Raw genomic sequence first — 25,629 nt, 5'->3', positions numbered from 1 at the left:
GACCAAGGGTCGGTACCTACCGGTCCGGGTAGTGCCTGAAACGCAGAAAGGCCGCCCGGAGGCGGCCTTTCCAAGCCGACCAACGGTCGGCTTCTACAGACACGTCAGCCGCTGCGCGGCTGGCGGTCTTATTTCACCAGCTTGGCGATGGCAGCGCCCAGGTCGCCCGGCGAGCGGACGGTGACGACACCGGCAGCTTCCATGGCGGCGAACTTGCCTTCCGCGGTGCCCTTGCCGCCCGATGCGATCGCACCAGCGTGGCCCATGCGCTTGCCGGCCGGAGCCGAGGCGCCCGCGATGAAACCGACGACCGGCTTCTTCACGTGGTTCTTGATGTACTCGGCACCGGCTTCTTCAGCGTCGCCGCCGATTTCGCCGACCATGATGATGCCTTCGGTCTGCGGATCTTCGTTGAACAGCTTCAGGCAGTCGACGAAGTTCAGGCCGTTGATCGGGTCACCACCGATGCCGATGCAGGTGGACTGGCCCAGGCCGACTTCCGTGGTCTGCTTGACCGCTTCATAGGTCAGGGTGCCCGAACGCGACACGATGCCGATCTTGCCCGGCTTGTGGATGTGACCCGGCATGATGCCGATCTTGCACTCACCCGGGGTGATGACGCCCGGGCAGTTCGGCCCGATCAGCACGGTGTCCGGATGCGAGCGGGTCAGCACGTTCTTGACGCGCAGCATGTCCAGCACCGGAATGCCTTCGGTGATGCACACGATGACCTGGATGCCGGCAGCGGCCGCTTCCAGGATCGCGTCAGCCGCGTACGGCGGCGGCACGTAGATGACCGAGGCGTTGGCGCCGGTGCTCTGCACGGCGTCGGCAACGGTGTTGAAGACCGGCAGGTCGATGTGGGTGGTGCCGCCCTTGCCGGGGGTCACGCCGCCAACAACCTGGGTGCCGTACTCGATCATCTGAGTGGCGTGGAAGGTGCCCTGCTGGCCGGTGAAGCCCTGCACGATCACCTTGGTGTTCTTGTTAATCAAAACGGACATTGGATTTCCTTCGGTGTCGGATCAGGCAGCGTTCTTGACAGCTTCGACGACCTTCTTGGCACCGTCGTTGATGTTGTCGGCCGGGATGATGGCCATGCCGCTGTCACGCAGCAGCTGCTTGCCTTCTTCCACGTTGGTGCCTTCCAGGCGCACCACGACCGGAACCTTGACGCCCACTTCCTTGACCGCGGCGATGATGCCTTCGGCAATCATGTCGCAGCGGACGATGCCGCCGAAGATGTTGACGAAGATGCCTTCGACCTTGTCCGAGGACAGGATCAGCTTGAAGGCTTCGATGACGCGCTGCTTGTTCGCACCGCCGCCCACGTCCAGGAAGTTCGCCGGCTCGCCGCCGTTGAGCTTGATGACGTCCATGGTGGCCATGGCCAGGCCGGCGCCGTTGACCATGCAGCCGATGTTGCCGTCCATGGTGACGTAGTTGATGTCCAGCTCCGAAGCGGTCACTTCGGTTTCGTCTTCCTGGGTCTTGTCGCGCATGGCGACCAGAGCCTTCTGACGGAACGCGGCGTTGTCGTCGCTGTCGAACTTGCCGTCCAGCGCGTACAGGTTGCCGTCGTCCAGGATGGCCAGCGGGTTGATTTCAACCAGGGCCAGGTCCTTTTCGTTGAACAGGCGGTACAGGTTCACCATGATGTTGGCGAACTGGCCGGCCTGCTTGGCGGTCAGGCCCAGCTTGAAGCCGAAATCACGACCGTGGTAACCCTGCACGCCTTCAACGAAATCGACGTTGAGCGAGTGGATCAGCTCGGGGGTTTCCGCGGCGACCTGCTCGATCTCCACGCCGCCTTCCGAAGAGGCGATGTAGGTGATGGTCTTGGTGCCACGGTCGACCAGCACCGACAGGTACAGTTCCTTGACGATCTCGCCGGCGGTGGTCACCAGCACCAGGTTGACCGGGAGTTCGACGCCGGCGGTCTGGTAGGTGGCCATCTTGGTGCCGAGCATCTTGGCCGCAGCGGCCTTCACGTCGTCGGTGGTCTTGCAGAACTTGACGCCGCCAGCCTTGCCGCGGCCGCCAGCGTGGATCTGCGCCTTGACCATCCAGGGGCCCTGGCCCAGGGCGTTGGCAGCTTCAACCGCTTCGTCCGGGGTAGCCGCGACCTTGCCGGCCGGAACGGGAATGCCGTACTCGGCAAGCAGCTGTTTTGACTGGTATTCGTGGAAATTCATGCGTCACCGTGGGAATAGGAACGACCGCACGCATCTCCAAGGCTCCCTCACGGGGGCGCCGGTAAGGACCGCGGCGGGCCCACTATTGTGGACGACCCGGCGCGCGCGCGCAAAGAAGTCCGTCCGGAGACAGCCACGCCAGGGGGTTTCCGGCGCAATTTCAGACAGTTGCGGCGGGGGCCGGAAACCGGCTTGCGGGCGCCTCGCCGCACGGCCGCGCAGCCGGCCGGCGCCCGCCCACCGTCCCGCCTTCACACGCCCGGCCCCGGCCGCCCGCCCCCAAACCCGGCCGGACCCCCTACACTGCCCCCGTGCCAGAAGGGGAGTTCCGGCGTGTCACCCAGTGCTTCATTGATCGACCGCATCGAATCGATACCGCGGCGCGAGCTGTATTTCTTCGCGCTGTACCGCCTGCTGATGGCCACCGTCATCGGCGCGCTGCTGTTCAGCCCGTTGACCAGCCTGGTCGGCGCCGCCGACCACCCGAAACTGGCGACGATCGTGGCCAGCGGCTACCTGCTGGTGGCCGTGCTGGTGCTGCTGTTCGGCCGCAACGAGCGCTGGCTGCGCACCATCGTGGTGTGGAGCGTGGCCGCCGACATCATCGCCGCCACCCTGCTCGCCCATGCCCTGCCCGGGGCCAGCGCGGGTATCTCGATGTCGCTGCTGTTCAACATCGCCGCGGCCGCCACCCTGCTGCCCTTGAGCATGGGGCTGGGCCTGGCCGCTGCCGCCAGCGCCGCCACCGCCGGCGAGTACATCTGGAAACAACTCGAAGGCGGCGACCCGACCCGCACCCTGGCCGAGCTCGCGATGTTCGTCACCAGCTACCTGGCCATCGCCTTCATCAGTTACCAGGTCGGCAACCGTGCCCGCATGAACCAGCAGCTGGCCAACCAGCGCGGCGATGAAGTGGCCAACCTGTTCCAGATCAACGAGCTGATCATCCGCCGCATGCGCACCGGCGTGATCGTGGTCGATGGTGCCAACCGCATCACCCTGGCCAACGAGGCCGCCTCCACCCTGCTCGGCGATGCCGACGGCAACAGTGGCAGCGGCCGGCTGGAACTGGGCAGCGCCGCGCCCGAGCTGAGCCGCCGGCTGCTGCGCTGGCGCAACGGCTGGACCAACGAGGAAATGCCGCTGCAGCTCTCGCCGGACCAGCCCGAAGTGCAGCCGCGTTTTGCCCGCCTGCTCGCCGGCAGCGACCTCACCCTGGTGTTCCTGGACGACTCCACCGTGGTCTCGCGGCGTGCCGAGTCCTTGACGCTCTCGGCGATGGGCCGCTTCTCGGCCAGCCTTGCCCATGAGATCCGCAACCCGCTGGCGGCGATCAACTACGCCGCCCAGCTGCTGGAAGAATCCACCGACATCGGCGACACCGACCGCCGCCTGCTGCAGATCATCAACCAGCAGTGCCAGCGCACCAACGGCATCGTCGAGAGCGTGCTCGGGCTGGCCCGGCGCGAGCGCGCCAACCCGGAGAACGTGGACCTGGCCGCGTTCGTGCGCCGCTTCGTGCTCGAATACAAACAGGTCCTCTCGCTGGAGACCGACAGCGTGGAACCGATCATCAGCGAGACCTCGGTGCACGCCCTGGTGGACCCGCGCCACCTGCACCAGATCCTGACCGTGCTGGTCCACAACGCGCTCAAGTACGGCCGCGTGGCGGAAGAGCCTGCGCGCGTGCGGCTGCGCGTAGCGCGCCAGGACCGCACCGCCATCATCGATGTGATGGACCGCGGCCCCGGCATTCCCGAGACCGTCGCCAGCCAGCTGTTCCGGCCGTTCTTCACCACCTCCGAGCATGGCACCGGTCTGGGCCTGTACATCGCCCGCGAACTCTGCCGGGCCAACCAAGCACGGCTGGAGTACGTCTCGGTGCCCGCCGGCGGTGCCTGCTTCCGGCTGGTGCTGGCCGGCCCGCACACGATGATGGCCGGATGAGCCGCGCACACCTGCACACCCCCGTCAAACATTTGTCGCCAACGACCGCCCTCGGCTATCTTCCTTCCTTATGAATGACACCCGCAGCGCCCTCGTCGTCGATGACGAGCGTGACATCCGCGAACTGCTCGTACTGACCCTGGGCCGCATGGGCCTGCGCATCAGCACCGCGGCCAACCTCGCCGAAGCCCGCGAGCTGCTGGCCAGCAACCCGTACGACCTGTGCATCACCGACATGCGGCTGCCCGATGGCAACGGCATCGAGCTGGTCACCGAAATCGCGCAGCACTACCCGCGCACGCCGGTGGCGATGATCACCGCGTTCGGCAGCATGGACCTGGCGGTGGAAGCACTGAAGGCCGGCGCGTTCGATTTCGTCAGCAAGCCGGTGGATATTTCGGTGCTGCGCGGCCTGGTCAAGCACGCACTGGAACTCAACAACACCGAGCGTGCCGCGCCCGCACCACTGGCCCCGGAACAGGCCGCACGCCTGCTCGGCGATTCGCCGTCGATGGATGTGCTGCGCGCCACCATCGCCAAGGTCGCGCGCAGCCAGGCGCCGGTCTACATCCTCGGCGAATCCGGCGTCGGCAAGGAGCTGGTCGCCCGCACCATCCACGCGCAGAGCGCGCGTGCGCCGGGCGCCTTCGTGCCGGTCAACTGCGGCGCGATTCCCTCGGAGCTGATGGAGAGCGAGTTCTTCGGGCACAAGAAGGGCAGTTTCACCGGTGCGCATGCCGACAAACCCGGGCTGTTCCAGGCCGCGCATGGTGGCACCCTGTTCCTGGATGAAGTGGCCGAGCTGCCGCTGCAGATGCAGGTCAAGCTGCTGCGCGCGATCCAGGAGAAATCGATCCGCCCGGTCGGCGCCGCCACCGAGGTGCCGGTCGACGTGCGCATCCTCTCGGCCACGCACAAGGACCTGGGCGAGCTGGTCGAGGACGGCCGCTTCCGCCACGACTTGTATTACCGCATCAACGTGATCGAACTGCGTGTACCGCCGCTGCGCGAACGCCGCAGCGACCTGCCCGCGCTGGCCGCCTCGATCCTGGCCCGACTCGCCCGCACCCACGGCCGCCCGACCCCGCTGCTGGCGCCCTCGGCGCTGGAAGCCCTGGCCCAGTACCACTTCCCCGGCAACGTGCGCGAACTGGAGAACATCCTCGAGCGCGCCCTGGCCTTGGCCGAGGAAGACCGGATCGGCGCCAGCGACCTGCGCCTGCCGCAGCACGCGCCGCGTTTCGGTGCCGGCAATGCGGCCGCCACCCAGGAAGAAGCGGTGGTTGATCTGCCGGCCGGCAACGGCGCCCTGCCCTCCTACATCGAGCAGATGGAGCGCACCGCGATCCAGAAGGCGCTGGAGGAGAACCGCTGGAACAAGACGCGTACCGCCGCACAGCTGGGCATTACCTTCCGCGCGTTGCGGTACAAGCTGAAGAAGCTGGGGATGGACTGAAATCCGCCGTCGCCCGCAGAAAAAAGGCCCGCTTGCGCGGGCCTTTCCGTATCAGCCCACCGCGCTGATCAATCCTTGGTGACCCGGTTGATCTCCGCCAGACCGGTCACACCGGCCGCGGCCTTGATCAACGCCGACTGGCGCAGATCATTGACCCCGGCCAGCTGCGCAGCGTCGGCAATCTGCAGCGCATTGCCACCGGCCAGCACGATCGTGGAGATCTCATCGGTCATCGGCATGACCTGGTACAGACCGGTACGGCCCTTGTAGCCCTCGGTGCACTCATCGCAGCCAACCGGCTCGAACAGCTTGATGCCCGCGTCCAGCTGGGCCTGGGTGAAGCCTTCGGCCAGCAGCGCGTTGGCCGGCAGCTCCACCGGGCGCTTGCAGTTGTTGCACAGCCGGCGGGCCAGGCGCTGGGCGATCACCAACGTCACCGAGCTGGTGATGTTGTACGGGGCGATGCCCATGTTCATCAGGCGCGCGATGGTCTGCGGCGCATCGTTGGTATGCAGCGTGGAGAGCACCATGTGGCCCGTCTGCGCAGCCTTGATCGCGATCTCGGCCGTTTCCAGGTCACGGATTTCGCCGACCATGATGATGTCCGGATCCTGGCGCAGGAACGAGCGCAGCGCCGCGGCGAAGGTCATGCCGCGCTTGACGTTCTGCTGCACCTGGTTGACGCCGGGCAGGCGGATTTCGACCGGATCTTCCGCGGTGGAGATGTTGCGCGTTTCATCGTTGAGGATGCCCAGCGCGGTATACAGCGACACCGTCTTGCCCGAGCCGGTCGGGCCGGTGACCAGCACCATGCCATACGGCTTGTGGATGGCATCCAGGAACAGTTTCTGCTGGGCCGGCTCATAGCCGAGCTTGTCGATGCCCAGCTTGGCCGCGCTGCCATCGAGGATACGCAGCACCACCTTCTCGCCGAACAGGGTCGGCAGCGTGCTGACGCGGAAGTCGATCTGGCGGGTCTTGGACAGGTTGAGCTTGATGCGCCCATCCTGCGGCACGCGCTTCTCGGCAATATCCAGCTGCGCCATCACCTTCAGGCGCGCGGCGATGCGCTGGTTGAGCTTGACCGGGGCCTTGGCCACGTTCTTGAGCAGGCCATCGATGCGCAGGCGCACGCGATAGTCGTCTTCGTAGGGTTCGAAATGGATGTCCGAGGCGCCTTTGCGAATGGCGTCGACGAGGACTTTGTTGACGAACTTTACAACGGGGGTGTCGTCTCCTTTGGCGTCGACGCCGGAGTCCGAGGTCCCTCCCTCCTCGTCACCCATGGCGACATCCAGGTCGCCCATGCCTTCATCATCCCCCCCAAGCGCCGAGCCCAGCGTGTCCTGCTTGGACTGCCACTGCTCCAGCGTACGGCGGATCTGGTCTTCATCGACGAGGATCGGCTCCACCACCAGGTTGGTGTGAAACTTGATCTCATCCAGTGAATGAGTCGGATTGCTGGTGCCAACGAACAATCTGCCGCCACGTTTGAACAGTGGGAGTACGTGGTGCTTGCGCAGCAGCTCCTCACTCACCAGCCCCATGGCGTTCAGGTTGTTGTCAAAAACCGATACATCGAGCAGCGGCATACCGAACTCGAGCGAATTGGCAGCGGCAAGTTGGGCGCTCGTAACCAGCCTTTTCTCGGCGAACCACTGCGGCAGGGGCTGCTTTGCGGCAGCGGCCTTTGACATGGCATCCCGGGCTGCGGATTCATCCAATGCGCCGTCCTGCACTAGGCGGCGGGCGATTCCGGTGATCCCGACAAGATTGGCTGTGGTAACGGCGTTCATCTAAACCTCTTCTTCAGTTGTTCGGCTTCGCAGCGCACACGCATCGAATGAGCCAACAGGCCACGGCTGGGGCAGATCATCGCCCTTCACCGCGCTTCCAATCCCGGAAGTCACAACTGATCCATCATTTCGATCGCGCCGGAATCCCCGTCCCGGCGCTCTCCACAACCACCTGCAGGCATCATAACCGGCAGACATCATTCCACCCTAGCGGGTCCTGTAGGCCGTCAAGGGCTGGGCAGGTGCAGGATGGTTGGTACACCACTCAGCCTCCACGCCCGCGTCTCTACTGTAATAGCTGCACACGGCCCTTTGCAGCTCTGCCGCAACAGGGTCAGGGGCCGGGAAGCCCACACAGCTGATGGTGCCGCGCGCGTGATCAACCATCCTCCAGCAGCCCGACGCGCCCAGTGCGTTGTTCGAAACCGGATCCGTCATGACCCCGATGCTCCCGAGCATCGCTCCCCGCTGTTTCTCGCGCAGCTTCTGGGGAAGAAGCTCTGGTCGGATTTCGAAACGCCCATCGGTCGTGACCCGATATAGATAGGACATTTCGTCCGCCACAGCACGCTCATCGATATGGGCACGCTCTACACCTGCAGAGCGCAAGCCATTTTCAAAGTAACGGATTCGCTGGGAAGGAAGATCGCCGGTTTCGTTGATCGCACTCACCCAGGAGATGCCCTCGTATTGCCCACCATTCATTTCAATGAGATCAGCAACGGTGGGGGCAACATCGATTACCGAGCCTGCGCCTTTGACCCTGCGATGGGACCATTGCGGTCTGCCAGCCCTGTAGCGCTGGATACCCATGACCACATGATTCTGAACATCTGACAGTGCAAAGCTGCCATGGCCGTATGAGCCAGCCATCTGCCCTGTCTCCGCCACCTCCAATTGATCGCGCTCCAAGGCGAAATCCTCGCCGTGATCCGACATCACGATCAGGATGGCGTTATCCAGCCGATTGAGGCGTTTAAGTTCTTCGATGACGGTAGCGAATTGAGCATCTGCCTCGGCAACAGCCCGCAGATACTGCATCGGCGAATCCGCATAACCTGGAACTTTGTTGACCCAAGCCAGTGAGCTGTCTTTCTTCAGGCCGCCTGGCAGGTAGGGCCAGTGTGGCAGGCAAAGATGGCTGACAAGAAATAGCGGGGCTGAGCCTGGCGTCTGTCTCAGCCCTGCAATCATCCGCTCAGGGTGGTCATCCGTCCGATAGCTTCGATAAGCCGCACGATTGCCTTGGATTGTACTCAGGGCATCGGTAGGCGGAATCGCTGCCAAGACCAAATTCGTAGCAAACAGGTCAAAGCTGCCGCCCACTACGAAGTCGATGGCACCCACCTTCGGGACGATCGTCTTATCAAATCCAAAGCTGCCGTCAAAGTTGGCAAAGCGCGACTCATCCATCGCAAGCATGGTCGTATAGCCATGCTTCTTGAGCTGCCAGGCGAGATTATCGTCTCGCTTGAACTCGCTCCGGGGGTACAGATTGAATCGCGCCCCATGGCTGATTGGGTTCTGCCCAGTCAGCAGACTACTGTAGGAAACGAAGGTACGCGCCAAGGGCGTGCGGACGTCTTCCATCACGAGTGCCTCGCTCAACACTTGGTCAATTTTCGGTGCAATTCCCGCCGGTACTTGACCATAGGCAGCAATGTAATCAGGGCGCAGCGAATCCACGCCCAGCACGATGACATCCGGCAGCCCATTCTGCGGGTCTTCGCGAATACCATCCCCGCGACTCCATGCGGTCAATGCCAAAGCGCCGGTCGCGACTATGGCGACGAAAGCAATTCTCCTGCGGCGACGGAAAATCGAATAGATCGACACCACGAACGCGCCGCCAACAAGGAGACTGACGCCCCATATCAACAGGGGCGACAACGGTTGAATCATCAACAATTCAACATCGATGAAGGATGCGGAAAGGGGGTATAGCCAGCGGTTGGCAAACATGGCCAACAGCACTACCGCAGTCAGGAACACCATGCAATATGCAAATGAGTCACGCCTGAGGGGAAGTACCTGCGCACATGCCCTCCGGTAAATCCAAACTGCCATCGTCGTGAGGGCAAGGTGACTGGCAAGCGCAAACATTGCGAACAGAAGGATGGCGACCAGAAAGCCCGGCTTGTCCATGAGCTCCATTGCCATCTGATGCTGCATCAGATCGGCGCGGGGGTTTGCACCTTCGGTTCCAAAGCGCAATACCAACTGATGAACCTGCACGGCAACCAGCGCCAGCCCGACCAGGCTTGCCGCCAAGTACTGACGAAAAGCAACATTCTTCATTCCCTGTCCTCAGCAAAAAAAGGGGCCCTGCAGTGCAGGACCCCCTTCTACCGTTGGCCTGGACAATCCATGCCCAGCCCCTCGTGCACCAACCGTAATTACGGGGTGGAGGCAGTACGGCATTCAGCCGGCAGGTACTTGGCCGGGCTGGTGGAGCCACAGGCCCAGTTGATTCCCGCACTGACGATGGTCGGGGTGTAAGTGAGAACAACACCAGCCGCCTTGTCCGTCCCCGTCACGGTGACGACACCCTCGCTGCACGCCAGCGACTCGGTGTTGTTGGTCGCAGTGCTGAACTCGGCAACACCGCGGCAAGCATTTGCATTGATGTCATTTTCATTGGCGATATTTTCGCCAATGGTGGCCTTCGCACCGGAAGCCAGCACAGCCATTTCCGAAACGCGCGAACGGATGGTGTAGTCCTGGTAAGCCGGCAGCGCGATGGCAGCCAGGATGGCGATGATCGCCACAACGATCATCAGTTCGATCAGGGTAAAGCCCTGCTGCTTCTTCATGAGTACATCCCCTAGAGGTAGAAATATCGATAGGGCACTGGGCCGTTGCCTGACCGGCGAACCGGGTGAGCGAGGCGGGCGCCCGTGCGGGTGGATCGAAGCAGGTTGCGTGCCAACAGTGCCAGCAATGCTCCCCAGCATTCCCCGGCGCAATGATGGCACCAATCTTCAGGATTGGAACCCCCCTCACAACAATTTGCGACGCATCCTGCAATGTGACCAGTTGCGTCACCTTTTGACACGCCCGGTCCGGCTTCGTTGTCCAAGGCCGACGCCGGGCAGGACTGCCAACGCCTCCCGGAACCGGCTACCATGCGGCGAGATAGCCCGCCTGGGGATGGTGTGGCTGGGGAGCCCTGTATGTCTGTCAGCCGTAGCGCAATCAAGAAAGAACCCGTGGCGCGTAGCACCATGGAGTTGCAGCCGTTTGTCTGGGAGGGGACCGACAAACGCGGCATCAAGATGAGGGGCGAACAGCCCGCCAAGAACGCCAACCTGCTTCGCGCGGAACTGCGCCGGCAGGGGATCATGCCCAGTGTGGTCAAGCCCAAGCCCAAGCCACTCTTCGGGTCGGCAGGCTCTCCCGTCGGTGCCAAGGACATCGCCTTCTTCAGCCGCCAGATGGCGATCATGATGAAGTCAGGTGTGCCGATTGTCAGCTCGCTGGAAATCATCGGCAGCGGCCATAAGAACCCGCGAATGCGCAAGCTGGTCGACTCCGTTCGCACGGACATCGAAGGCGGGTCTTCGCTTTACGAGGCGATCAGCCGTCATCCCGTCCAGTTCGACGAGCTCTATCGCAACCTGGTTCGTGCAGGTGAAGGCGCAGGTGTGCTTGAAACCGTACTGGATACGATTGCCACCTATAAAGAGAACATCGAAGGTCTGAAGGGCAAAATCAAGAAGGCCTTGTTCTACCCCGCCATGATCGTGGCTGTGGCGATCATCGTCAGCGCCATCCTGCTGCTTTTCGTCGTGCCGCAGTTCGAAGAGGTTTTCAAGGGCTTCGGCGCTGAGCTGCCTGCATTTACCCAGATGATCGTCGCAGCGTCCCGCTTCATGGTGTCGTACTGGTGGGCGATGCTAGGCATAACTCTCGGGTCGATTTTCGGCTTCATCTTTGCCTACAAGCGCTCTCCCAAGATGCAGCACACGATGGATCGCTGGATTCTGAAAGTGCCCGTCATCGGCCAGATCATGCACAACAGCTCCATCGCCCGCTTCGCCCGCACCACTGCCGTGACCTTCAAGGCCGGCGTGCCGCTGGTCGAGGCGCTGGGCATCGTCGCCGGCGCTACCGGCAACAAGGTCTACGAGGAAGGCGTGCTGCGCATGCGCGATGACGTGTCGGTCGGCTACCCGGTCAACATGGCGATGAAGCAGATCAACCTGTTTCCGCACATGGTGGTGCAGATGACCGCCATCGGCGAGGAGGCCGGCGCGCTGGACACCATGCTGTTCAAGGTGGCCGAGTATTATGAGCAGGAGGTCAACAATGCCGTGGACGCCCTGAGCAGCCTGCTGGAACCGATGATCATGGTGTTCATTGGTACCATCGTGGGCGGCATGGTGATCGGCATGTACCTGCCCATCTTCAAACTCGGCGCGGTAGTTGGATAACTAATCAATGGCATTTCTCGACCAGCATCCCGGTCTCGGCTACCCCGCCGCGGTCGGACTGGGACTGCTGATCGGCAGTTTCCTCAACGTGGTGATCCTGCGCCTGCCCAAGCGGCTGGAGTGGGAGTGGAAGCGCGATGCGCGCGAGGTCCTGGAAGAACCGGACATCTACGAGCCGCCACCGCCCGGGATCGTGGTGGAGCCCTCGCACTGCCCGCACTGCAAGCACAAGCTGTCCTGGTACGAGAACATCCCGCTGTTCAGCTGGCTGGCCCTGCGCGGCAAGTGCCGCCACTGCCATGCGCCGATCTCGATCCAGTACCCGCTGGTGGAGTTGCTGACTGCCGTGCTGGTGGCTGCCAGCGTCTGGCAGTTCGGCTTTGGCTGGCAGGGCTTCGGTGCGATCGTGCTGAGCTGCTTCCTGGTGGCCTTGTCCGGGATCGATCTGCGTACCCAGCTGCTGCCCGACCAGTTGACCCTGCCACTGATGTGGCTCGGCCTGATCGCGGCCAGCGACAACCTCTACATGCCGGCCAAACCGGCCCTGCTCGGCGCGCTGGCCGGCTATCTGTCGCTGTGGTCGGTGTGGTGGCTGTTCAAGCAGCTGACCGGCAAGGAAGGCATGGGCCACGGCGATTTCAAGCTGCTGGCGGCCCTGGGCGCCTGGTGCGGACTCAAGGGCATCCTGCCGATCATCCTGCTCTCGTCCATCGTGGGCGCCATCATCGGCTCGATCTGGCTGTACTCGCGCGGCCGCGACCGGGCCACGCCGATCCCGTTCGGGCCGTACCTGGCCATCGCCGGCTGGATCGTGTTCATGTGGGGCGAGCCGTTGATCAACGGCTACCTGAGCTACGCCGGCCTGCGTTGAGGGCCGCGCGATGAGCCGCTTCGTGATCGGGCTGACCGGCGGCATTGCCGCCGGCAAGAGCGAGGTCAGCCGCCGCTTCGAGGCACTGGGCATCACCGTGGCCGATGCCGACCTGGCCGCACGCGCGGTGGTGGCCCCCGGCAGCGAAGGGCTCGCCCGGATTGCCGCTCACTTCGGCACCGACATCCTGCTGGCCGACGGCCAGCTGGACCGCGCGGCACTGCGCGCGCGCATCTTCGATTCGGCGCAGGACCGGCAGGCGCTGGAGGCGATCACCCATCCGGCGATCCGCCAGCAGCTGCGCCAGGCCTGCGAGCAGGCCGAGGGACCGTATGCGATCGCGGCGATTCCCCTGCTCACCGAGGCCGGCGGCCGCCAGCAGTATCCCTGGCTGGACCGGATCCTGGTGGTGGACGTGCCGGTGGCCGTGCAGCACGCGCGGCTGATGCAGCGCGATGGCATCGACGCCGCCTTGGCCGACCGCATGATCGCCGCGCAGGCCAGCCGCGAGGCGCGCCTGGCCCTGGCCGACGACGTGGTGGTCAATGACGGTCACCCGGACCAACTACAGGCGCATGTGGAGCGGCTGGATCGGGCCTATCGGGAGTTGGCGGCGCGGTAGATCTGGAGGAGCCGACCAACGGTCGGCTCTACCGTGTCAGGCGGGGGAGAACGTCAGCGTGGCGATCACGCCGCGCCCGGCACCCGGGCGGACGTTGACCTGCCAGCCATAAAGGTCACACAGACGGCTGACGATCGACAGGCCGATACCGCCGCCCTGCGAATGCCCCGCGTGCGTGCCGCGGTAGCCACGCTGGAACAGCTTGGCCGCATCTTCCTCGCTCAGCCCCGGGCCACTGTCGATCACCTCGACCGCGTTGGCACCGACGCGTACCCGCACCGCGCCTTCCTTGGAGTACTTCACGGCGTTGCCGATCAAGTTGCCGAGTGCGACCGACAGGGCCGACTCCGGCGCGTCGATCACCAGATCGTGGTTGCCTTCCAGGACCAGCTCCAGCGGCTTGCCACCCAGCTGGGCGCGATGCGAATCCAGCAGCTGCTCCGAGACCCGGGCGACATTGCTGCTGCCCTGTCCGCGCTCGTTGCGCGAGAGCAGCAGCAGCGCGCCGATGAGATCGGTGCATTGCTGTTCGGCGCGCTGGATGCGCTGCAGGCGCTGCAGCACCTTGGGATCGAGGTCCGGGCGGGTCAGCAGCAGCTCGGTGGCGCCGCGGATCACGGCCAGCGGCGTGCGCAGTTCGTGGCTGACGTCCGCGTTGAATTCACGGTCGCGCTGCACCACTTCGGTCAGCCGCGCGGAATAGTCATCCAGCGCCTGGGCCAGCTGGCCCACTTCATCGTCCGGGAAACGCGGTGCCAGGGGTTCGGGTTCGCTGGTGCCACCGCGATACGCGCGCAGGCGGGCGGCCAGATCGGACACCGGCTTCATCACCTTGGAGGCGGACCACCAGCCCAGGACCAGGGACAGCACACTGAACACCAGGACCGAGAAGAACAGCGCGCGGTTGAGCTGACTCTCGCCGCGGATGCTCTCCGTCATGTCATAGGCGAGGAAGAACCACACCTCTGGCGTTTTGCGTACCGCCAGCTTGTAGGAAAACGGCTTGCCGCCGTCATCCACGCCGCTGACACCGTGGATGCCATCGTTGAACTCATACCAGTCCGGCTGCTCCAGGCGCAGCGCCTCGAACTTGTCCGGGCGGACCAGTCGGGCGTACATCTGCTGCACCGGAAGGTCGGGGCTGCGCGAGGGGTCTGCCGCGAAACGCTTGGCGTACTCGTTGATGTTGCGGTTCATGACATCTTCGACCAGCTGGTTCTCCACGCGGGCGCGGGTCCAGTTGGTGGCGAACGCAAACAGCGTGGTCAGGCAGAAGCCCAACAGCACGAACGAGACGATGATGCGGCTGCGCAGCCGGCGCCGGTATGGCGCGCGGCGACGCCCCCCCCTGCCCGTCACCGGATCAGGCTTCCGGCGCGGCGATGCGGTATCCGATGCCATGACGGGTCTGGATCATCGGAACCTCGAAGGGCTTGTCGACCACGGCGCGCAGGCCGTGGATATGCACGCGCAGGGAATCCGAATCCGGCAGCTCTTCGCCCCACACGCGGGTTTCCAGCTCCTGGCGGGTGACGACGGCCGGCGAGGCCTCCATGAGCGCCTGCAGGATCTTCAGCGCGGTCGGGTTGAGTTGGAGCAGCTTGCCCTGGCGACGCACTTCCAGCGTATCCAGGTTGTACTCCAGGTCACCGGTTTCCAGCACGCGGGTCTGCACGCCCTTGCCGCGACGCGACAGGGCGTTCAGACGCACCTCGACTTCCTGCAGCGCGAACGGCTTGATCAGGTAGTCATCGGCACCGGAATCGAAGCCGGCCAGTTTGTTGTCCAGGGAATCGCGGGCAGTCAGCATCAGCACCGGGGTCTGCTTGCGCGCCTCGTTGCGGAGCTTGCGACAGACCTCGATCCCATCCATGCCGGGCAGGTTGAGGTCCAGCACGATCGCGTCGAACTCATGGACGACGGCCAGGTGCAGGCCGGTGACGCCATCGGCAGCGAAGTCCACGGTGTGGCCGCGGTCTTCGAGGTAATCGCCCAGGTTGGCGGCAATGTCGCTGTTGTCTTCGATTACAAGGATTCGCACTGTGACCTCTAGTTGGAAAAACGACCGACGCGCTGTGCGCGGTCCATGCTGCTCTGGGACGTATTCTTGACCCGTTCCCGCTGGGCAACCGTCATGCACTGCGTCTGCGGCATGTTGGAGCCCACCACGCGCTCACGCCTGCATATTAGACGGCTATCTTCGCGCGCCTGTGTCAAAACGGTGTGCACCACCTGCTGGTCGTTGAACAGTTCGCTGCGGTTGGCCGCCGACAGAGAGGCCTCGCTGCCGTTGCGCTCGACAATGCCACGCATGCGCCCCAAGGCTTCACGGACGCGGCTGCGCTGATCCAGGGTGATTTCCGAGTAAGTCTCGCCGTCGCTGAGGTCCGCTTCGATCTTGGTGATCTGTTCAGCCAGGGGCTTGCCGGGTTCAAAGATTTCCTTGTTCTTCGGCGCCGCTGCGGCGCTTCCCATTGCCAGTGCCAGTGCCGCGGCCGCCATGGCCATCGTCAAACGCTTCATGTCGAGCTGATCCGTGCTGTGAAGTGAACGCCGAATGTATGCCGGGCCTGCCAGTGGCAGCAAGTGCTGGAGGTCAGGGAGAAAAAGGCCCAGGCGTTTCCGCCTGGGCCTGAAGGTGTTTCCCGATTACCGATCCTGCTGAGGAGGGCAGAGCTGCGGTTCGACAGAGCCTACGCCGGGGCCGATTAAACCGATGTTAAGACCCTTCCCGACCTTGAAAGCACGCATCAACTCTTTGTATTTGCAGGCTTTTTCAACGAAGCAACGTGGTCGATGATGCGTCCGGCGAGGTCGGCCTGGCAGATCGCCTCGATCCCCTCCAGCCCGGGGGTGGAGTTGACCTCCAGCACCAGCGGGCCGCGGCTGGAGCGGATCAGGTCCACCCCCGCTACCCCCAGCCCCAGGGCTTTGGCCGAGCGCACGGCCACCAGCTGTTCGGCCCGGCTGGCTTTGGCGGCGCGGGCGCTGCCGCCGGCATGCAGGTTGGAACGGAAGTCGCCCTCCGGGGCCTGCCGCTGCATCGCCCCGACCACCTGGTCGCCGACGACCAGGCAGCGCAGGTCGGCGCCCTGGGCCTCGCCGATGAACTCCTGCATCAGGAAGTTGGCATACAGCCCCCGCAGCGCCTCCACGATGCCGCGCGAGGCGCTGGCCTTCTCGGTCAGGATCACGCCACGGCCCTGGGTGCCCTCGTTGAGCTTCACCACGTGCGGCGGCGGGCCGAGCATCGAAAGCAGATCGACGGTGTCGTCCGGGTTGTCGCCGAACACCGTGACCGGCATGTCGATGCCCTTGGAGGCCAGGATCTGATGCGCCCGCAGCTTGTCGCGGGCACGCAGGATCGCATCGGAGGGATTCGGGGTGCGCGCGCCCATCATCTCGAACTGGCGCAGCACCGCCGTGCCATAGCGGGTCACCGAGGCACCGATGCGCGGGATCACCGCGTCCACTCCGGTGATCGGCCGCCCCTTGTAATGCATGGTGAAGCCGTCCGCCGCGATCCGCATGTAACAGCGCAGCGGATCGAGGATGCGCACGGTATGGCCACGCGCACGCGCGGCCTCCACCAGGCGGCGCGTGGAGTACAGCTTGCTGTTGCGGGACAGGATGGCGAGTTTCATCGCGGCGCAGGGGGCGGGAAAGCGCGAAGCATAGCGTGTGGCGCGTGTGGCCGAGGTGTCGATTTCCGCTGCCCGACAGGCTCGAGCGAGATGATTGCGCTTGCGGCATTGCAAGATTGAAAGCGCGCCACAGTGTCTGTAGCGTCAGTTGCGCCCATGGAGGGCAATCAACGGAGACATGGCATGAAGATTGGACTCAGGCTGTCTGTTGCTATTGCGGCTGTCGCGCTCACGCTGGGCATTGGCTCTGCCACTGCTCAATCGACGCCGTGTGATGCTTGTTACATCGCTTATCAAGCGTGCATGGCCAAACCAACGGGCCAAGTCCTGTGCTACGGCGCACTCTCACGGTGTTTGAAAAACTCCACCGGATGCAATCCACCCAACTGACCGCACCTGTTGCCGGCGCTCGATGTCGGTCGCTTGCGGAGTTGGGGGTTAAATACCGTTCCGTCCTGACGTAACGGAACGCCGGTCTCCACGAAAACCCAGTGGATTGTGGAGCGGGTGAAGGGAATCGAACCCTCGTCAGTAGCTTGGGAAGCTACAGCTCTACCATTGAGCTACACCCGCAAGGCGCGGCGTAAGTCTATTCGGGCGGGGCCCTCAAACGCAACGGGCGGCACTGGGCCGCCCGTTGTTTCACGCTTTCAGCATGCGTGCGCGGCGCCCGCGGACGGGCGCTGCGCACGTTGGATCAGAAGCTGCCGCCGAAGCTGGCGAACAGCGACACGTCACGGGCGCGCTTCTGCATCGAGGTGGTGCTCATGCCGATGTTGCTGCTCAGGCCCCACAGGTTCAGGCGCGCACCGAGCACGGCGGTGGCGTAATCCTTGTCGAACTCGAGGCCCGGCACCTTGTACATGCCCACGTCCGGCATGGACTGCAGCCAAGCGCTGGCCTGCTTGCCGTCTTCGAACTCGTGGTCATAGGTCACCTGGACGTACGGCTTGACGTTGCCGCCGTCGAAGCGGGCCTGCCAGCCGACGCGGCCGACGGTCGAGTCCGTGTCCTGGTCGGCATAGCCCAGCGCCGAGGCGCTCGGGTTGGACTCGGTGTAGCCGTCCAGCTTCACCTTCTGCCAGATCACGGCGGCGACCGGACCGTGGCGGAAGCCGCCCTCGGTGCCGAACTCATACCCGGCGTTCAACGCGGCGGTCAGGTTGCTGCCTTCCGGCGAGCCCTTGTGGATGCGCGTGGCCGGGCCGAGCTGCAGCTTGCGGGTCACGTCGTAGTCCAGCCAGCTGTAGCTGAGCTGGCCATTGACCCAGGCGCGGTCGCCATACCAGCCGGCGAACAGGCCCAGCGTGGTGTCGGACTGGGTGAAGTCGCCCTTGTTGTGGCCGAAATCGGCATCCATGCGGCCGTAGCCGGCGAAGCCGCCGACCACCATGCCGTCACGCGCCCAATCCACACCGAACAGGCCGGCCGGGGCCATGCCGTCGTACAGATCGGCGTGGGCATAACGCTGCATGTCGCCGCGCAGGTTGCCCCACCAGCTCAGGCCATCGGCCGGACGGCCGTCGACGTGCCAGCTCACCTGGTCGGCGCGCGAGCGGCCGATGGTCTGCGCGGAGTGGGTCAGGATCTGCTGGTTGCGCGGGGCTTCCAGGATCGACAGCGTGTACTCGCCCAGCATCTCGTGGGTGGCGGTGGTCGGGTGCACGCCATCGGCGAAGACGTAGCTGTTGGCGGCGTTCGGGGTGGCGTAGCTGGTCGGGTTGCAGGTCAGCGACGAGGCCGTGGTGCAGGCCGGGCTGGTGACGTTGACGAAACCGTACTCGCCCGGGTTGGCGACGATTTCCTGCAGGATGTGGAAGGTGTCGACCGGGATCACCTGCAGGCCGGCGGCCTTCAGGCCACCGAACAGGGCGTCGTTGTAGGCCTTGGCCAGCGCGGTACCGGCGGCCATGCCGGCCGGGCCACCGGCGCGGGCGCCCGGGGTCAGGCCGACGTCCGGAATGGTCGGTACGACGATGTACTCGGCGCCGGCCGCCTTCAGGGTGCCGACGATGCCAACCTGGTCGCGGACCGCGTTGGTCAGGGTCGCGACCAGCGGTGCGCCGGCCTGGATGGCGAACAGGTCATTGGCACCGCCCCACACGGAGTACAGGGCGTTCGGGTCGGCCTTGCCGCCGTTGGCTGCCAGGTACTGCGCGGTCTGCGTCTTGAGCGAGTACACCGGCACTGCCGGCGCGCCCGGGGCGAGGATCTGGCTGGTGTCCACGCCGACACGGGCGCCGCCGATGGCGTAGTTGTCACCGTTCTGGCCGTTGCCGTGAGCAGCACCGTTGGTGCCGTAGTAATGCGCCACGTGCTCGGCCCAGACCCAGCCCGGGTTGGTGGTGAACTGGCCGGTCACCGGCTGTACCGAGGCCGGCAGCAGCGGACGGAAGTAGCCCGCATCGGACAGGCTGTCGCCGATGAAGACGGTCTTGGTGTACGGCGACTGCGCCATGGCCGGCATCGCCGCCAGGGCGATGGCCACGGCCATGAGGGAGCGGATCGGGCGTTTGCTGAGCAACATGAAAACTCCTTGAAGGTGGGGAAGACGGCGGACGTACGCCGGCGCACGGTGCATGGTTCCACTGCACCCCGCCGGCATCACGCTGCGCTGCGGCATGAACGCCCCAGCCCCGCCGCCCGGCCATCGTTGGCCTGGCGCTCGCGGCACCTCTGCCGCGGGGCGCACAGGGTACGCACTGTGGTGTGATTGGGGGACAATACCGTCATGAACATCCAGCTCAACGGCGAGAACCGCCAGCTTCCGCACACCGCCACCGTCCATGACCTGCTGCACAGCGAGCAATTGCTCGAGCGCCGGGTGGCGGTCGAGGTCAACGGCGAGATCGTCACCCGCAGCCAGCACGCCAGCCACGGCCTGCGCGAAGGCGACGTGGTCGAGATCGTGCATGCACTGGGCGGTGGTTGAGGCAGCATCGTGACGCGTGATAGGCGATAATTCGGGCCATGAATGCACCTGCCCCCACTGATTCGCTGGTGATCGCCGGCAAGACCTATGCTTCCCGCCTGCTCACCGGCACCGGCAAGTTCAAGGATCTGGAAGAAACCCGCCTGGCCACCGAGGCCGCTGGCGCCCGGATCGTCACCGTGGCGATCCGCCGCACGAACATCGGGCAGAACCCGGGCGAGCCGAACCTGCTCGACGTGCTGCCGCCGGACCGTTACACCATCCTGCCCAACACCGCCGGCTGCTACACCGCCGAGGACGCCGTGCGCACCTGCCGGCTGGCCCGCGAGCTGCTGGACGGCCACAACCTGACCAAGCTCGAAGTGCTCGGCGATCAGAAGAGCCTGTATCCGGACGTGGTGCAGACCCTCAAGGCGGCCGAGCAGCTGGTCAAGGACGGCTTCGAGGTAATGGTCTATACCTCCGATGATCCGATCCTGGCCAAGCGCCTGGAAGAGATCGGCTGCGCCGCGGTGATGCCGCTGGCTGCGCCGATCGGCTCGGGCCTGGGCATCCAGAACAAGTACAACCTGCTGCAGATCATCGAAGACGCCAAGGTGCCGATCATCGTCGATGCCGGCGTGGGCACCGCCTCCGATGCGGCGATCGCGATGGAGCTGGGCTGCGATGGCGTGCTGATGAACACCGCCATCGCCGGTGCGCGCAACCCCGTGTTGATGGCCAGCGCGATGCGCAAGGCCGTGGAAGCGGGTCGCGAAGCCTTCCTGGCCGGGCGCATTCCACGCAAGCGCTACGCCAGTGCCTCCTCGCCGATCGACGGGTTGATCGGCTGATGACCAATCCTTTCGACAGCGCCGGTGCCAAGGCACCGCCCAAGCCCTTCACCATCACCGAAGGCCGCCGCGAGGTCCGCAGTTTCGTGCTGCGCCAGGGCCGCTTCACCCCGGCCCAGCAGCGTGCGTTCGATGACCGCTGGCCGCGCTTCGGGCTGGACTTCACCGGTGAGCCGCGCGATCTCGATGCCACCTTCGGGCGCGATGCGCACAAGGTGCTGGAAATCGGCTTCGGCAACGGTGCGGCGCTGCGCTTCGCCGCGCAGCAGGATCCCAGCCGCGATTACATCGGCCTGGAAGTGCACGCGCCCGGCGTGGGCCGCCTCCTCAACGCCCTGGCCGACGACGACGCCGACCACGTGCGCCTGTACCACCACGATGCCGTGGAGGTGCTGGAGAAGGAAATCGCCGATGGTGCGCTGGATGAAGTGCGCATCTATTTCCCAGACCCGTGGCACAAGAAACGCCATAACAAGCGTCGCCTGATCCAGCCCGGCTTTGCCGCGCTGCTGGTGCGCAAGCTGCGCGTGGGTGGCCGCCTGCACTGCGCCACGGATTGGGAAGACTATGCCGAGCAGATGTGGGAGGTGCTCGACGCCACTGCCGGGCTGACCAACCGCGCCGGTCCGCGCGGCCAGGTCGAGCGTCCGGAATGGCGCCCGCAGACCCATTTCGAAACCCGTGGCCAGAAACTCGGCCATGGCGTGTGGGACCTGTTGTACGACCGCACCTGATCCCTCAAGGAACCGCGCCACCCCATGGATACCGCGCTGACGCTGACTACCGACATGAAGCTCGTCCTCGGGCTGGTCGGCTTCACGATGGCGATGTTCCTGTTCGAGCGCATCCGCGCCGACGTGGTGGCGCTGGTGGTGCTGGTGGTGCTCGGTGTCACCGGGCTGATCGCGCCGGAGGAGATCTTCGGCGGCTTCTCCGGTAACGCGGTGATGAGCATCATCGCCACCACCATCCTCGGCGCGGGCCTGGACCGCACCGGGGCACTGAACCGGTTGGCGGCATGGCTGCTGCGGCGCGGGCACGGCGTGGAAACGCGCCTGCTGATGATGACCACCGCGATCGCCGGGTTGAACTCCTCGTTCATGCAGAATCCCTCGGTGATGGCGCTGTACCTGCCGGTCGCTTCGCGCCTGGCTGCGCGCACGGGGCTGACCCTGCAGCGCCTGCTGCTGCCGATCGCCGCGGCGATCGTGATGGGCGGCGCGCTGACCATGGTCGGCAACTCGCCGCTGATCCTGCTCAACGATCTGCTGGCCTCGGCCAACAACAACCTGCCCTCCGGCCTGGCCACCATCGAACCGCTGCGCATGTTCGCGCCGCTGCCGATCGGCGTGGCCCTGCTGATCGCCTCGCTGCTGTATTTCCGCTACTTCGGCGACCGCAAGCTGGTGGAGGAAGAGACGCTGGCCAATGACGGCGTCACCCCGTCACGTACCGAAAGTTACTTCGCCAAGACCTACGGCATCGAAGGCGATGTGTTCGAGCTGGTGGTCACCGCCGAAAGCCCGCTGGTCGGCATGACCCTGGGCGAGGCCGAGAACGTGCATGACGCGCCGCTGCTGCTGGCGCTCAAGACCGGCAACGACACCCGCCTGGCCCCGCCGGCCGAGATGCGGATCTGGGTCGGCAGCGTGCTCGGCGTGATGGGCGCGCGCCAGCAGGTCAGCGATTTCGCGCAGAACCAGTTCCTGCGGATGTCCTCGCGCCTGAAGCACCTGGGCGATCTGTTCAACCCGAGCCGCGCCGGTATTTCCGAAGCGGTGGTGCCGCCGACCTCCGACGTGATCGGCAAGAGCGCCTCGGACCTGCGCCTGCGCAAGCAGCGCGGCATCAGCCTGCTGGCGATCAACCGCGACAAGCAGGTGATCCGCGAAGACGTGCGCAACGTAGCGCTGCGCGCGGGCGACATGCTGGTCTTCCACAGCATCTGGACCGACCTGGCGCAGGCGGCCAAGAGCCGCGACTTCGTGGTGGTCACCGATTACCCGAAGGGTGAGCAGCGGCCGCACAAGTTCAAGATCGCGATGAGCATCTTCGCCATCACCATCCTGATCGCGCTGACCTCCAAGCTGCCGGTGGCGCTGACCCTGATGACCGGCGTGGCCGGCATGCTGCTGACCGGCGTGCTGCGCATGGACGAGGCCTACGCCTCGATCAACTGGAAAACCGTGTTCATGATGGCCGGGCTGATTCCGCTCGGCTGGGCGATGGACAGCAGTGGCGCGGCGGCGTGGATCGCCGGCCATACCATCGACCGCCTGCCGACCGGCATCCCGGTGTGGGTGCTGGAGATCGCGCTGGCCTTGCTGACCACGATGTTCTCGCTGGTGATCAGCCATGTGGGCGCGACGATCGTGATGGTGCCGATCGCGGTGAACCTGGCGCTGGCCGCCGGTGGCAGTCCCACCGCGTTCGCGCTGATCGTCGCGTTGTCGGCATCCAACAACCTGATGACCGCCTCGAACCCGGTGATTTCGATGATCACCGGCCCGGCCAACTACACCCCGCGCGAGCTGTGGCGCGTCGGCGCCCCGCTGTCGTTGATCTATACGGCGGTGGTGGTGCTGATGATCAACCTCATGTTCTAGGGTGTGCCGGCCAGCGGCCGGCACTACCGGTCGGGTGCGACCGACACCGGGGGCGTAGCGACCAACGGTCGCTACCTACCCGTGGGTTGGCGACCCGCCGTTCGTTGTCACCCCAGCCAGACCTGGCCGTCGCGCACCTGCACGGGGACCGTGCGCAGGCGATCGCCGCGGCACGGGCCGGCCACGCAGTCGCCGGTGTCCAGCGAGAACGAGGCGCCATGCGCCGCGCAGACCAGGTGCCCTTCCCTGCTTTTCAGGAACTGCCCCGGCGCCCAGTCCAACCGACGGCCCGCGTGCGGGCAGATGTTCAGCCACGCGCGCACCTGGTCACCCTCGCGGTACAGCACCACCGATTCGCTGTCGCCGTCGATACGCACATCGGTTTCGGCAAATCCCCCGTCCGCCAAGGCGTCCAGGGCGATGAGGGCGGTGGTGGTGGTCTCGGGAACGGACATGGCATCCAGGTAACGGGCAGTGGAGGCACAGTGTCTCACGCACTCATGTCACTGGCTCCCGGATGAATACAAGTCATTGATTTGCAATGAACGCGCGGTACGTTTAACGACTTTTTCACTCAATGACAAAAGCCAGCACGGATACTCATCCACTGCTGACCTCAGCCAAAAAGAGTGCCATGTACAGCCGCTTCTTCCAGTTCAACCAATTCCGCACCCTGTTCGCGCCGCGCAAGCCGCGCCATCCGCTGGTGCGCGTCGCGGTCGGTCTGTTGGGCCTGGCGATCCTGGCCGCGCTGGTGTTCGTCGGTGTGTTCGTGGGCGCGGCGATGATCATCGCCGGCCTGGCATGGAAGCTGCTCGCCCAGCGCAAGAGTGCGCGCACCGCTCCGTCGCAGGTCGTGGACGGTGAATACCGCGTGGTCCGCAAGCAGGCCTTGCCGATGTCGCGTTGATCGACGCGCTTCCCTCCTGATGACGGCCGCGCCCTGCGCGGCCGTTTCTGTTTGTGGGACCGGAAAAACGCTCTAGACTGCGGCGAAACCTCTCCACAGGACGCACGCATGACCGATGTAATCCCCCCGCCCGAGCAGCCCCGCATTCCGGTCGCCGGTGGCGGTACGTTTCCGGTGCGTCGCATCTACTGTGTCGGCCGCAACTTCGCCGATCACGCGCGCGAAATGGGTGCAGCGGTGCCGTCTGCCGATGATCGCGGCCGCCCGATGTTCTTCAGCAAGCCGGCCGATGCGATCGTGGTCGGCCATGACGATGTGATCCCCTACCCGCTCGCCACCCAGGACCTGCACCACGAGGTGGAGCTGGTGGTGGCGATCGGCAAGGACGCGCCCGCCGGCGAACTGCCGGTCGACCAGGCCGAGGCGCTGGTGTTCGGTTATGGCGTCGGCCTGGACCTGACCCGCCGCGACCTGCAGGCGCAGGCCAAAGCCAAGGGCCATCCGTGGGATCCGGCCAAGGGCTTCGATCAGTCCGCCCCGGTCAGCGAGCTGGTGCCGGCCGGCGAAGTCGGTGATCTGGCCGCGCTGAACCTGTCGCTGGAGATCAATGGCGAAGTGCGCCAACAGTCGCTGCTGGACCAGATGATCTGGAACGTGCCGGAGATCCTGCACGAGCTGTCCAAGCTGTGGGCGCTGCGCGCGGGCGATCTGGTGTTCATGGGCACGCCGTCTGGCGTGGCCGCGTTGAAGCCGGGCGACCGTTTCAGCGCGCGCTTGGAAAACGTGGCCGAGCGCCACGGCGTCATCGCCGGATGACAATGGCTGCGTTACGCTGCGGCGTCATTTGATTCCCCACTACGACAGGAGAGCCCGATGGGTGTACTGACTGAGTTCAAAGAATTCGCCATGCGTGGCAACGTCATCGACCTGGCGGTCGGTGTGGTCATCGGTGCGGCGTTCGGCAAGATCGTCACCGCGCTGGTGGACAAGATCATCATGCCGCCGCTGGGCTGGATGATCGGCCGCGTGGACTTCTCCGAGCTGGCCTGGACCCTGGCCCCGGCCCGGATCGCCGCAGATGGCAAGGAGATTCCGGCGGTGGTGATCGGCTACGGCGACTTCCTCAACACCGTGGTGCAGTTCGTGATCGTGGCCTTCGCGATCTTCATGGTCGTGAAGTTCATCAACCGCCTGGCCCGCAAGAAGCAGGCCGAGCCGGCCGCCCCGGCGGCGCCGAGCGAAGAAGTGCTGCTGCTGCGCGAAATCCGCGACAACCTGAAGCACTGAGGCAGCAACACCGGTGGTGCCGGCCGCTGGCCGGCAGCACGGAAACGGTAGTGCCGGCCGCTGGCCGGCTCCACGGATATCCTGCATCGCGCAGAGC

General features: G+C 65.0%; 23 protein-coding genes and 1 tRNA gene. 12 read left to right on the top strand and 12 right to left on the bottom strand.

The window, feature by feature from the left end; translation table 11 throughout:
* Positions 1-128 precede the first annotated feature (128 nt).
* A complete protein-coding gene (sucD, locus tag ABE434_RS18000; protein ID WP_176988385.1) occupies positions 129-1,004 on the bottom strand; it encodes a succinate--CoA ligase subunit alpha in 876 nt (291 codons plus the stop codon).
* A gap of 21 nt (positions 1,005-1,025) precedes the next feature.
* The gene (gene sucC, locus ABE434_RS17995; protein ID WP_176988384.1) at positions 1,026-2,195 is read right to left on the bottom strand and encodes an ADP-forming succinate--CoA ligase subunit beta; all 1,170 of its coding nucleotides are present in this window, start codon (positions 2,193-2,195) and stop codon (positions 1,026-1,028) included.
* A 333-nt stretch (positions 2,196-2,528) separates the two neighbouring features.
* Here sucC and ABE434_RS17990 point away from each other — a divergent pair, with 333 nt between their 5' ends.
* The gene (locus ABE434_RS17990) at positions 2,529-4,142 is read left to right on the top strand and encodes an ATP-binding protein (protein WP_346479774.1); all 1,614 of its coding nucleotides are present in this window, start codon (positions 2,529-2,531) and stop codon (positions 4,140-4,142) included.
* A 70-nt stretch (positions 4,143-4,212) separates the two neighbouring features.
* Positions 4,213-5,598 (top strand): sigma-54 dependent transcriptional regulator, encoded by a 1,386-nt coding sequence (locus tag ABE434_RS17985; protein ID WP_346479773.1) that lies wholly within the window; start codon positions 4,213-4,215, stop codon positions 5,596-5,598.
* A 68-nt stretch (positions 5,599-5,666) separates the two neighbouring features.
* On the opposite strand, the gene pilB is transcribed toward ABE434_RS17985, so the two are convergent.
* The 3 genes from pilB to ABE434_RS17970 all read right to left on the bottom strand — a co-directional run bounded on the left by pilB (position 5,667) and on the right by ABE434_RS17970 (position 10,207).
* Positions 5,667-7,394, bottom strand: a complete 1,728-nt coding sequence (gene pilB / locus ABE434_RS17980) for a type IV-A pilus assembly ATPase PilB (protein ID WP_346479772.1) — start codon at positions 7,392-7,394, stop codon at positions 5,667-5,669.
* A gap of 207 nt (positions 7,395-7,601) precedes the next feature.
* Positions 7,602-9,692, bottom strand: coding sequence for a sulfatase-like hydrolase/transferase (locus tag ABE434_RS17975; RefSeq protein WP_346479771.1), 2,091 nt, complete (start codon positions 9,690-9,692; stop codon positions 7,602-7,604).
* A 98-nt stretch (positions 9,693-9,790) separates the two neighbouring features.
* Positions 9,791-10,207 (bottom strand): pilin, encoded by a 417-nt coding sequence (locus ABE434_RS17970; RefSeq protein ID WP_346479770.1) that lies wholly within the window; start codon positions 10,205-10,207, stop codon positions 9,791-9,793.
* A 360-nt stretch (positions 10,208-10,567) separates the two neighbouring features.
* Here ABE434_RS17970 and ABE434_RS17965 point away from each other — a divergent pair, with 360 nt between their 5' ends.
* Genes ABE434_RS17965 through coaE form a run of 3 tightly spaced genes read left to right on the top strand, consistent with a single transcriptional unit; the run spans position 10,568 to position 13,320 of the window.
* Positions 10,568-11,827: a type II secretion system F family protein gene (locus ABE434_RS17965; RefSeq protein WP_346479769.1), complete on the top strand. Its 1,260-nt coding sequence runs from the start codon at positions 10,568-10,570 to the stop codon at positions 11,825-11,827.
* Between the two features lie 7 nt (positions 11,828-11,834).
* Positions 11,835-12,698 carry an A24 family peptidase gene (locus ABE434_RS17960; RefSeq protein WP_176988378.1) on the top strand — a complete coding sequence of 288 codons (864 nt, stop codon included), beginning with the start codon at positions 11,835-11,837 and terminating at the stop codon, positions 12,696-12,698.
* 10 nt (positions 12,699-12,708) lie between these two features.
* Positions 12,709-13,320, top strand: a complete 612-nt coding sequence (gene coaE / locus ABE434_RS17955) for a dephospho-CoA kinase (RefSeq protein WP_346479768.1) — start codon at positions 12,709-12,711, stop codon at positions 13,318-13,320.
* 36 nt (positions 13,321-13,356) lie between these two features.
* Here the strand turns inward: coaE and ABE434_RS17950 are convergent, their stop codons facing one another.
* From ABE434_RS17950 to ABE434_RS17925, 6 genes are all read right to left on the bottom strand, one after another.
* Positions 13,357-14,721, bottom strand: a complete 1,365-nt coding sequence (locus ABE434_RS17950; protein ID WP_176988376.1) for a HAMP domain-containing sensor histidine kinase — start codon at positions 14,719-14,721, stop codon at positions 13,357-13,359.
* Positions 14,684-15,361: a response regulator transcription factor gene (locus ABE434_RS17945; protein WP_019183933.1), complete on the bottom strand. Its 678-nt coding sequence runs from the start codon at positions 15,359-15,361 to the stop codon at positions 14,684-14,686. The genes ABE434_RS17950 and ABE434_RS17945 overlap by 38 nt, the downstream gene beginning before the upstream one ends.
* Positions 15,362-15,369: 8 nt before the next feature.
* Positions 15,370-15,843 carry a hypothetical protein gene (locus ABE434_RS17940; RefSeq protein ID WP_346479767.1) on the bottom strand — a complete coding sequence of 158 codons (474 nt, stop codon included), beginning with the start codon at positions 15,841-15,843 and terminating at the stop codon, positions 15,370-15,372.
* Positions 15,844-16,070: 227 nt separating this feature from the next.
* Complete coding sequence (gene rimK, locus ABE434_RS17935; protein WP_179460223.1) at positions 16,071-16,964, bottom strand: 30S ribosomal protein S6--L-glutamate ligase; 894 nt, start codon at positions 16,962-16,964, stop codon at positions 16,071-16,073.
* A 499-nt stretch (positions 16,965-17,463) separates the two neighbouring features.
* A tRNA-Gly gene (locus tag ABE434_RS17930) sits at positions 17,464-17,537 on the bottom strand.
* A 124-nt stretch (positions 17,538-17,661) separates the two neighbouring features.
* Positions 17,662-19,491 carry an autotransporter domain-containing protein gene (locus ABE434_RS17925; protein WP_346479766.1) on the bottom strand — a complete coding sequence of 610 codons (1,830 nt, stop codon included), beginning with the start codon at positions 19,489-19,491 and terminating at the stop codon, positions 17,662-17,664.
* A gap of 204 nt (positions 19,492-19,695) precedes the next feature.
* On the opposite strand from ABE434_RS17925, the gene thiS reads away from it, so the two are divergent.
* From thiS to ABE434_RS17905, 4 genes are read left to right on the top strand one after another with little or no spacing between them, the layout of a single operon-like run.
* On the top strand, positions 19,696-19,896 hold the full coding sequence (gene thiS, locus ABE434_RS17920) for a sulfur carrier protein ThiS (RefSeq protein WP_176988371.1): 201 nt from the start codon (positions 19,696-19,698) through the stop codon (positions 19,894-19,896).
* Positions 19,897-19,934: 38 nt separating this feature from the next.
* Complete coding sequence (locus tag ABE434_RS17915; RefSeq protein ID WP_070471215.1) at positions 19,935-20,729, top strand: thiazole synthase; 795 nt, start codon at positions 19,935-19,937, stop codon at positions 20,727-20,729.
* Positions 20,729-21,463: a tRNA (guanosine(46)-N7)-methyltransferase TrmB gene (gene trmB, locus ABE434_RS17910; protein ID WP_176988370.1), complete on the top strand. Its 735-nt coding sequence runs from the start codon at positions 20,729-20,731 to the stop codon at positions 21,461-21,463. Before ABE434_RS17915 ends, trmB begins: the two co-directional genes overlap by 1 nt.
* Before the next feature lie 24 nt (positions 21,464-21,487).
* Positions 21,488-23,335 carry an SLC13 family permease gene (locus tag ABE434_RS17905; RefSeq protein WP_121039313.1) on the top strand — a complete coding sequence of 616 codons (1,848 nt, stop codon included), beginning with the start codon at positions 21,488-21,490 and terminating at the stop codon, positions 23,333-23,335.
* A gap of 107 nt (positions 23,336-23,442) precedes the next feature.
* Here ABE434_RS17905 and ABE434_RS17900 read toward each other — a convergent pair whose 3' ends face one another.
* Positions 23,443-23,790, bottom strand: a complete 348-nt coding sequence (locus ABE434_RS17900; RefSeq protein ID WP_346479765.1) for a Rieske (2Fe-2S) protein — start codon at positions 23,788-23,790, stop codon at positions 23,443-23,445.
* Positions 23,791-23,969: 179 nt separating this feature from the next.
* Between ABE434_RS17900 and ABE434_RS17895 the strand changes: the two genes are divergently transcribed.
* The 3 genes from ABE434_RS17895 (at position 23,970) to mscL (ending at position 25,532) form a co-directional block, all read left to right on the top strand.
* Positions 23,970-24,245: a hypothetical protein gene (locus ABE434_RS17895; RefSeq protein ID WP_176988368.1), complete on the top strand. Its 276-nt coding sequence runs from the start codon at positions 23,970-23,972 to the stop codon at positions 24,243-24,245.
* Positions 24,246-24,353: 108 nt separating this feature from the next.
* The gene (locus ABE434_RS17890) at positions 24,354-25,061 is read left to right on the top strand and encodes a fumarylacetoacetate hydrolase family protein (protein ID WP_346479764.1); all 708 of its coding nucleotides are present in this window, start codon (positions 24,354-24,356) and stop codon (positions 25,059-25,061) included.
* Positions 25,062-25,118: 57 nt separating this feature from the next.
* On the top strand, positions 25,119-25,532 hold the full coding sequence (gene mscL / locus ABE434_RS17885) for a large-conductance mechanosensitive channel protein MscL (RefSeq protein ID WP_121039325.1): 414 nt from the start codon (positions 25,119-25,121) through the stop codon (positions 25,530-25,532).
* Positions 25,533-25,629 lie beyond the last annotated feature (97 nt).

This window comes from Stenotrophomonas sp. TWI1183, assembly GCF_039673115.1.
Classification (GTDB): domain Bacteria; phylum Pseudomonadota; class Gammaproteobacteria; order Xanthomonadales; family Xanthomonadaceae; genus Stenotrophomonas; species Stenotrophomonas maltophilia_AA.
This window is presented reverse-complemented; position numbering and strand designations above follow the sequence as displayed.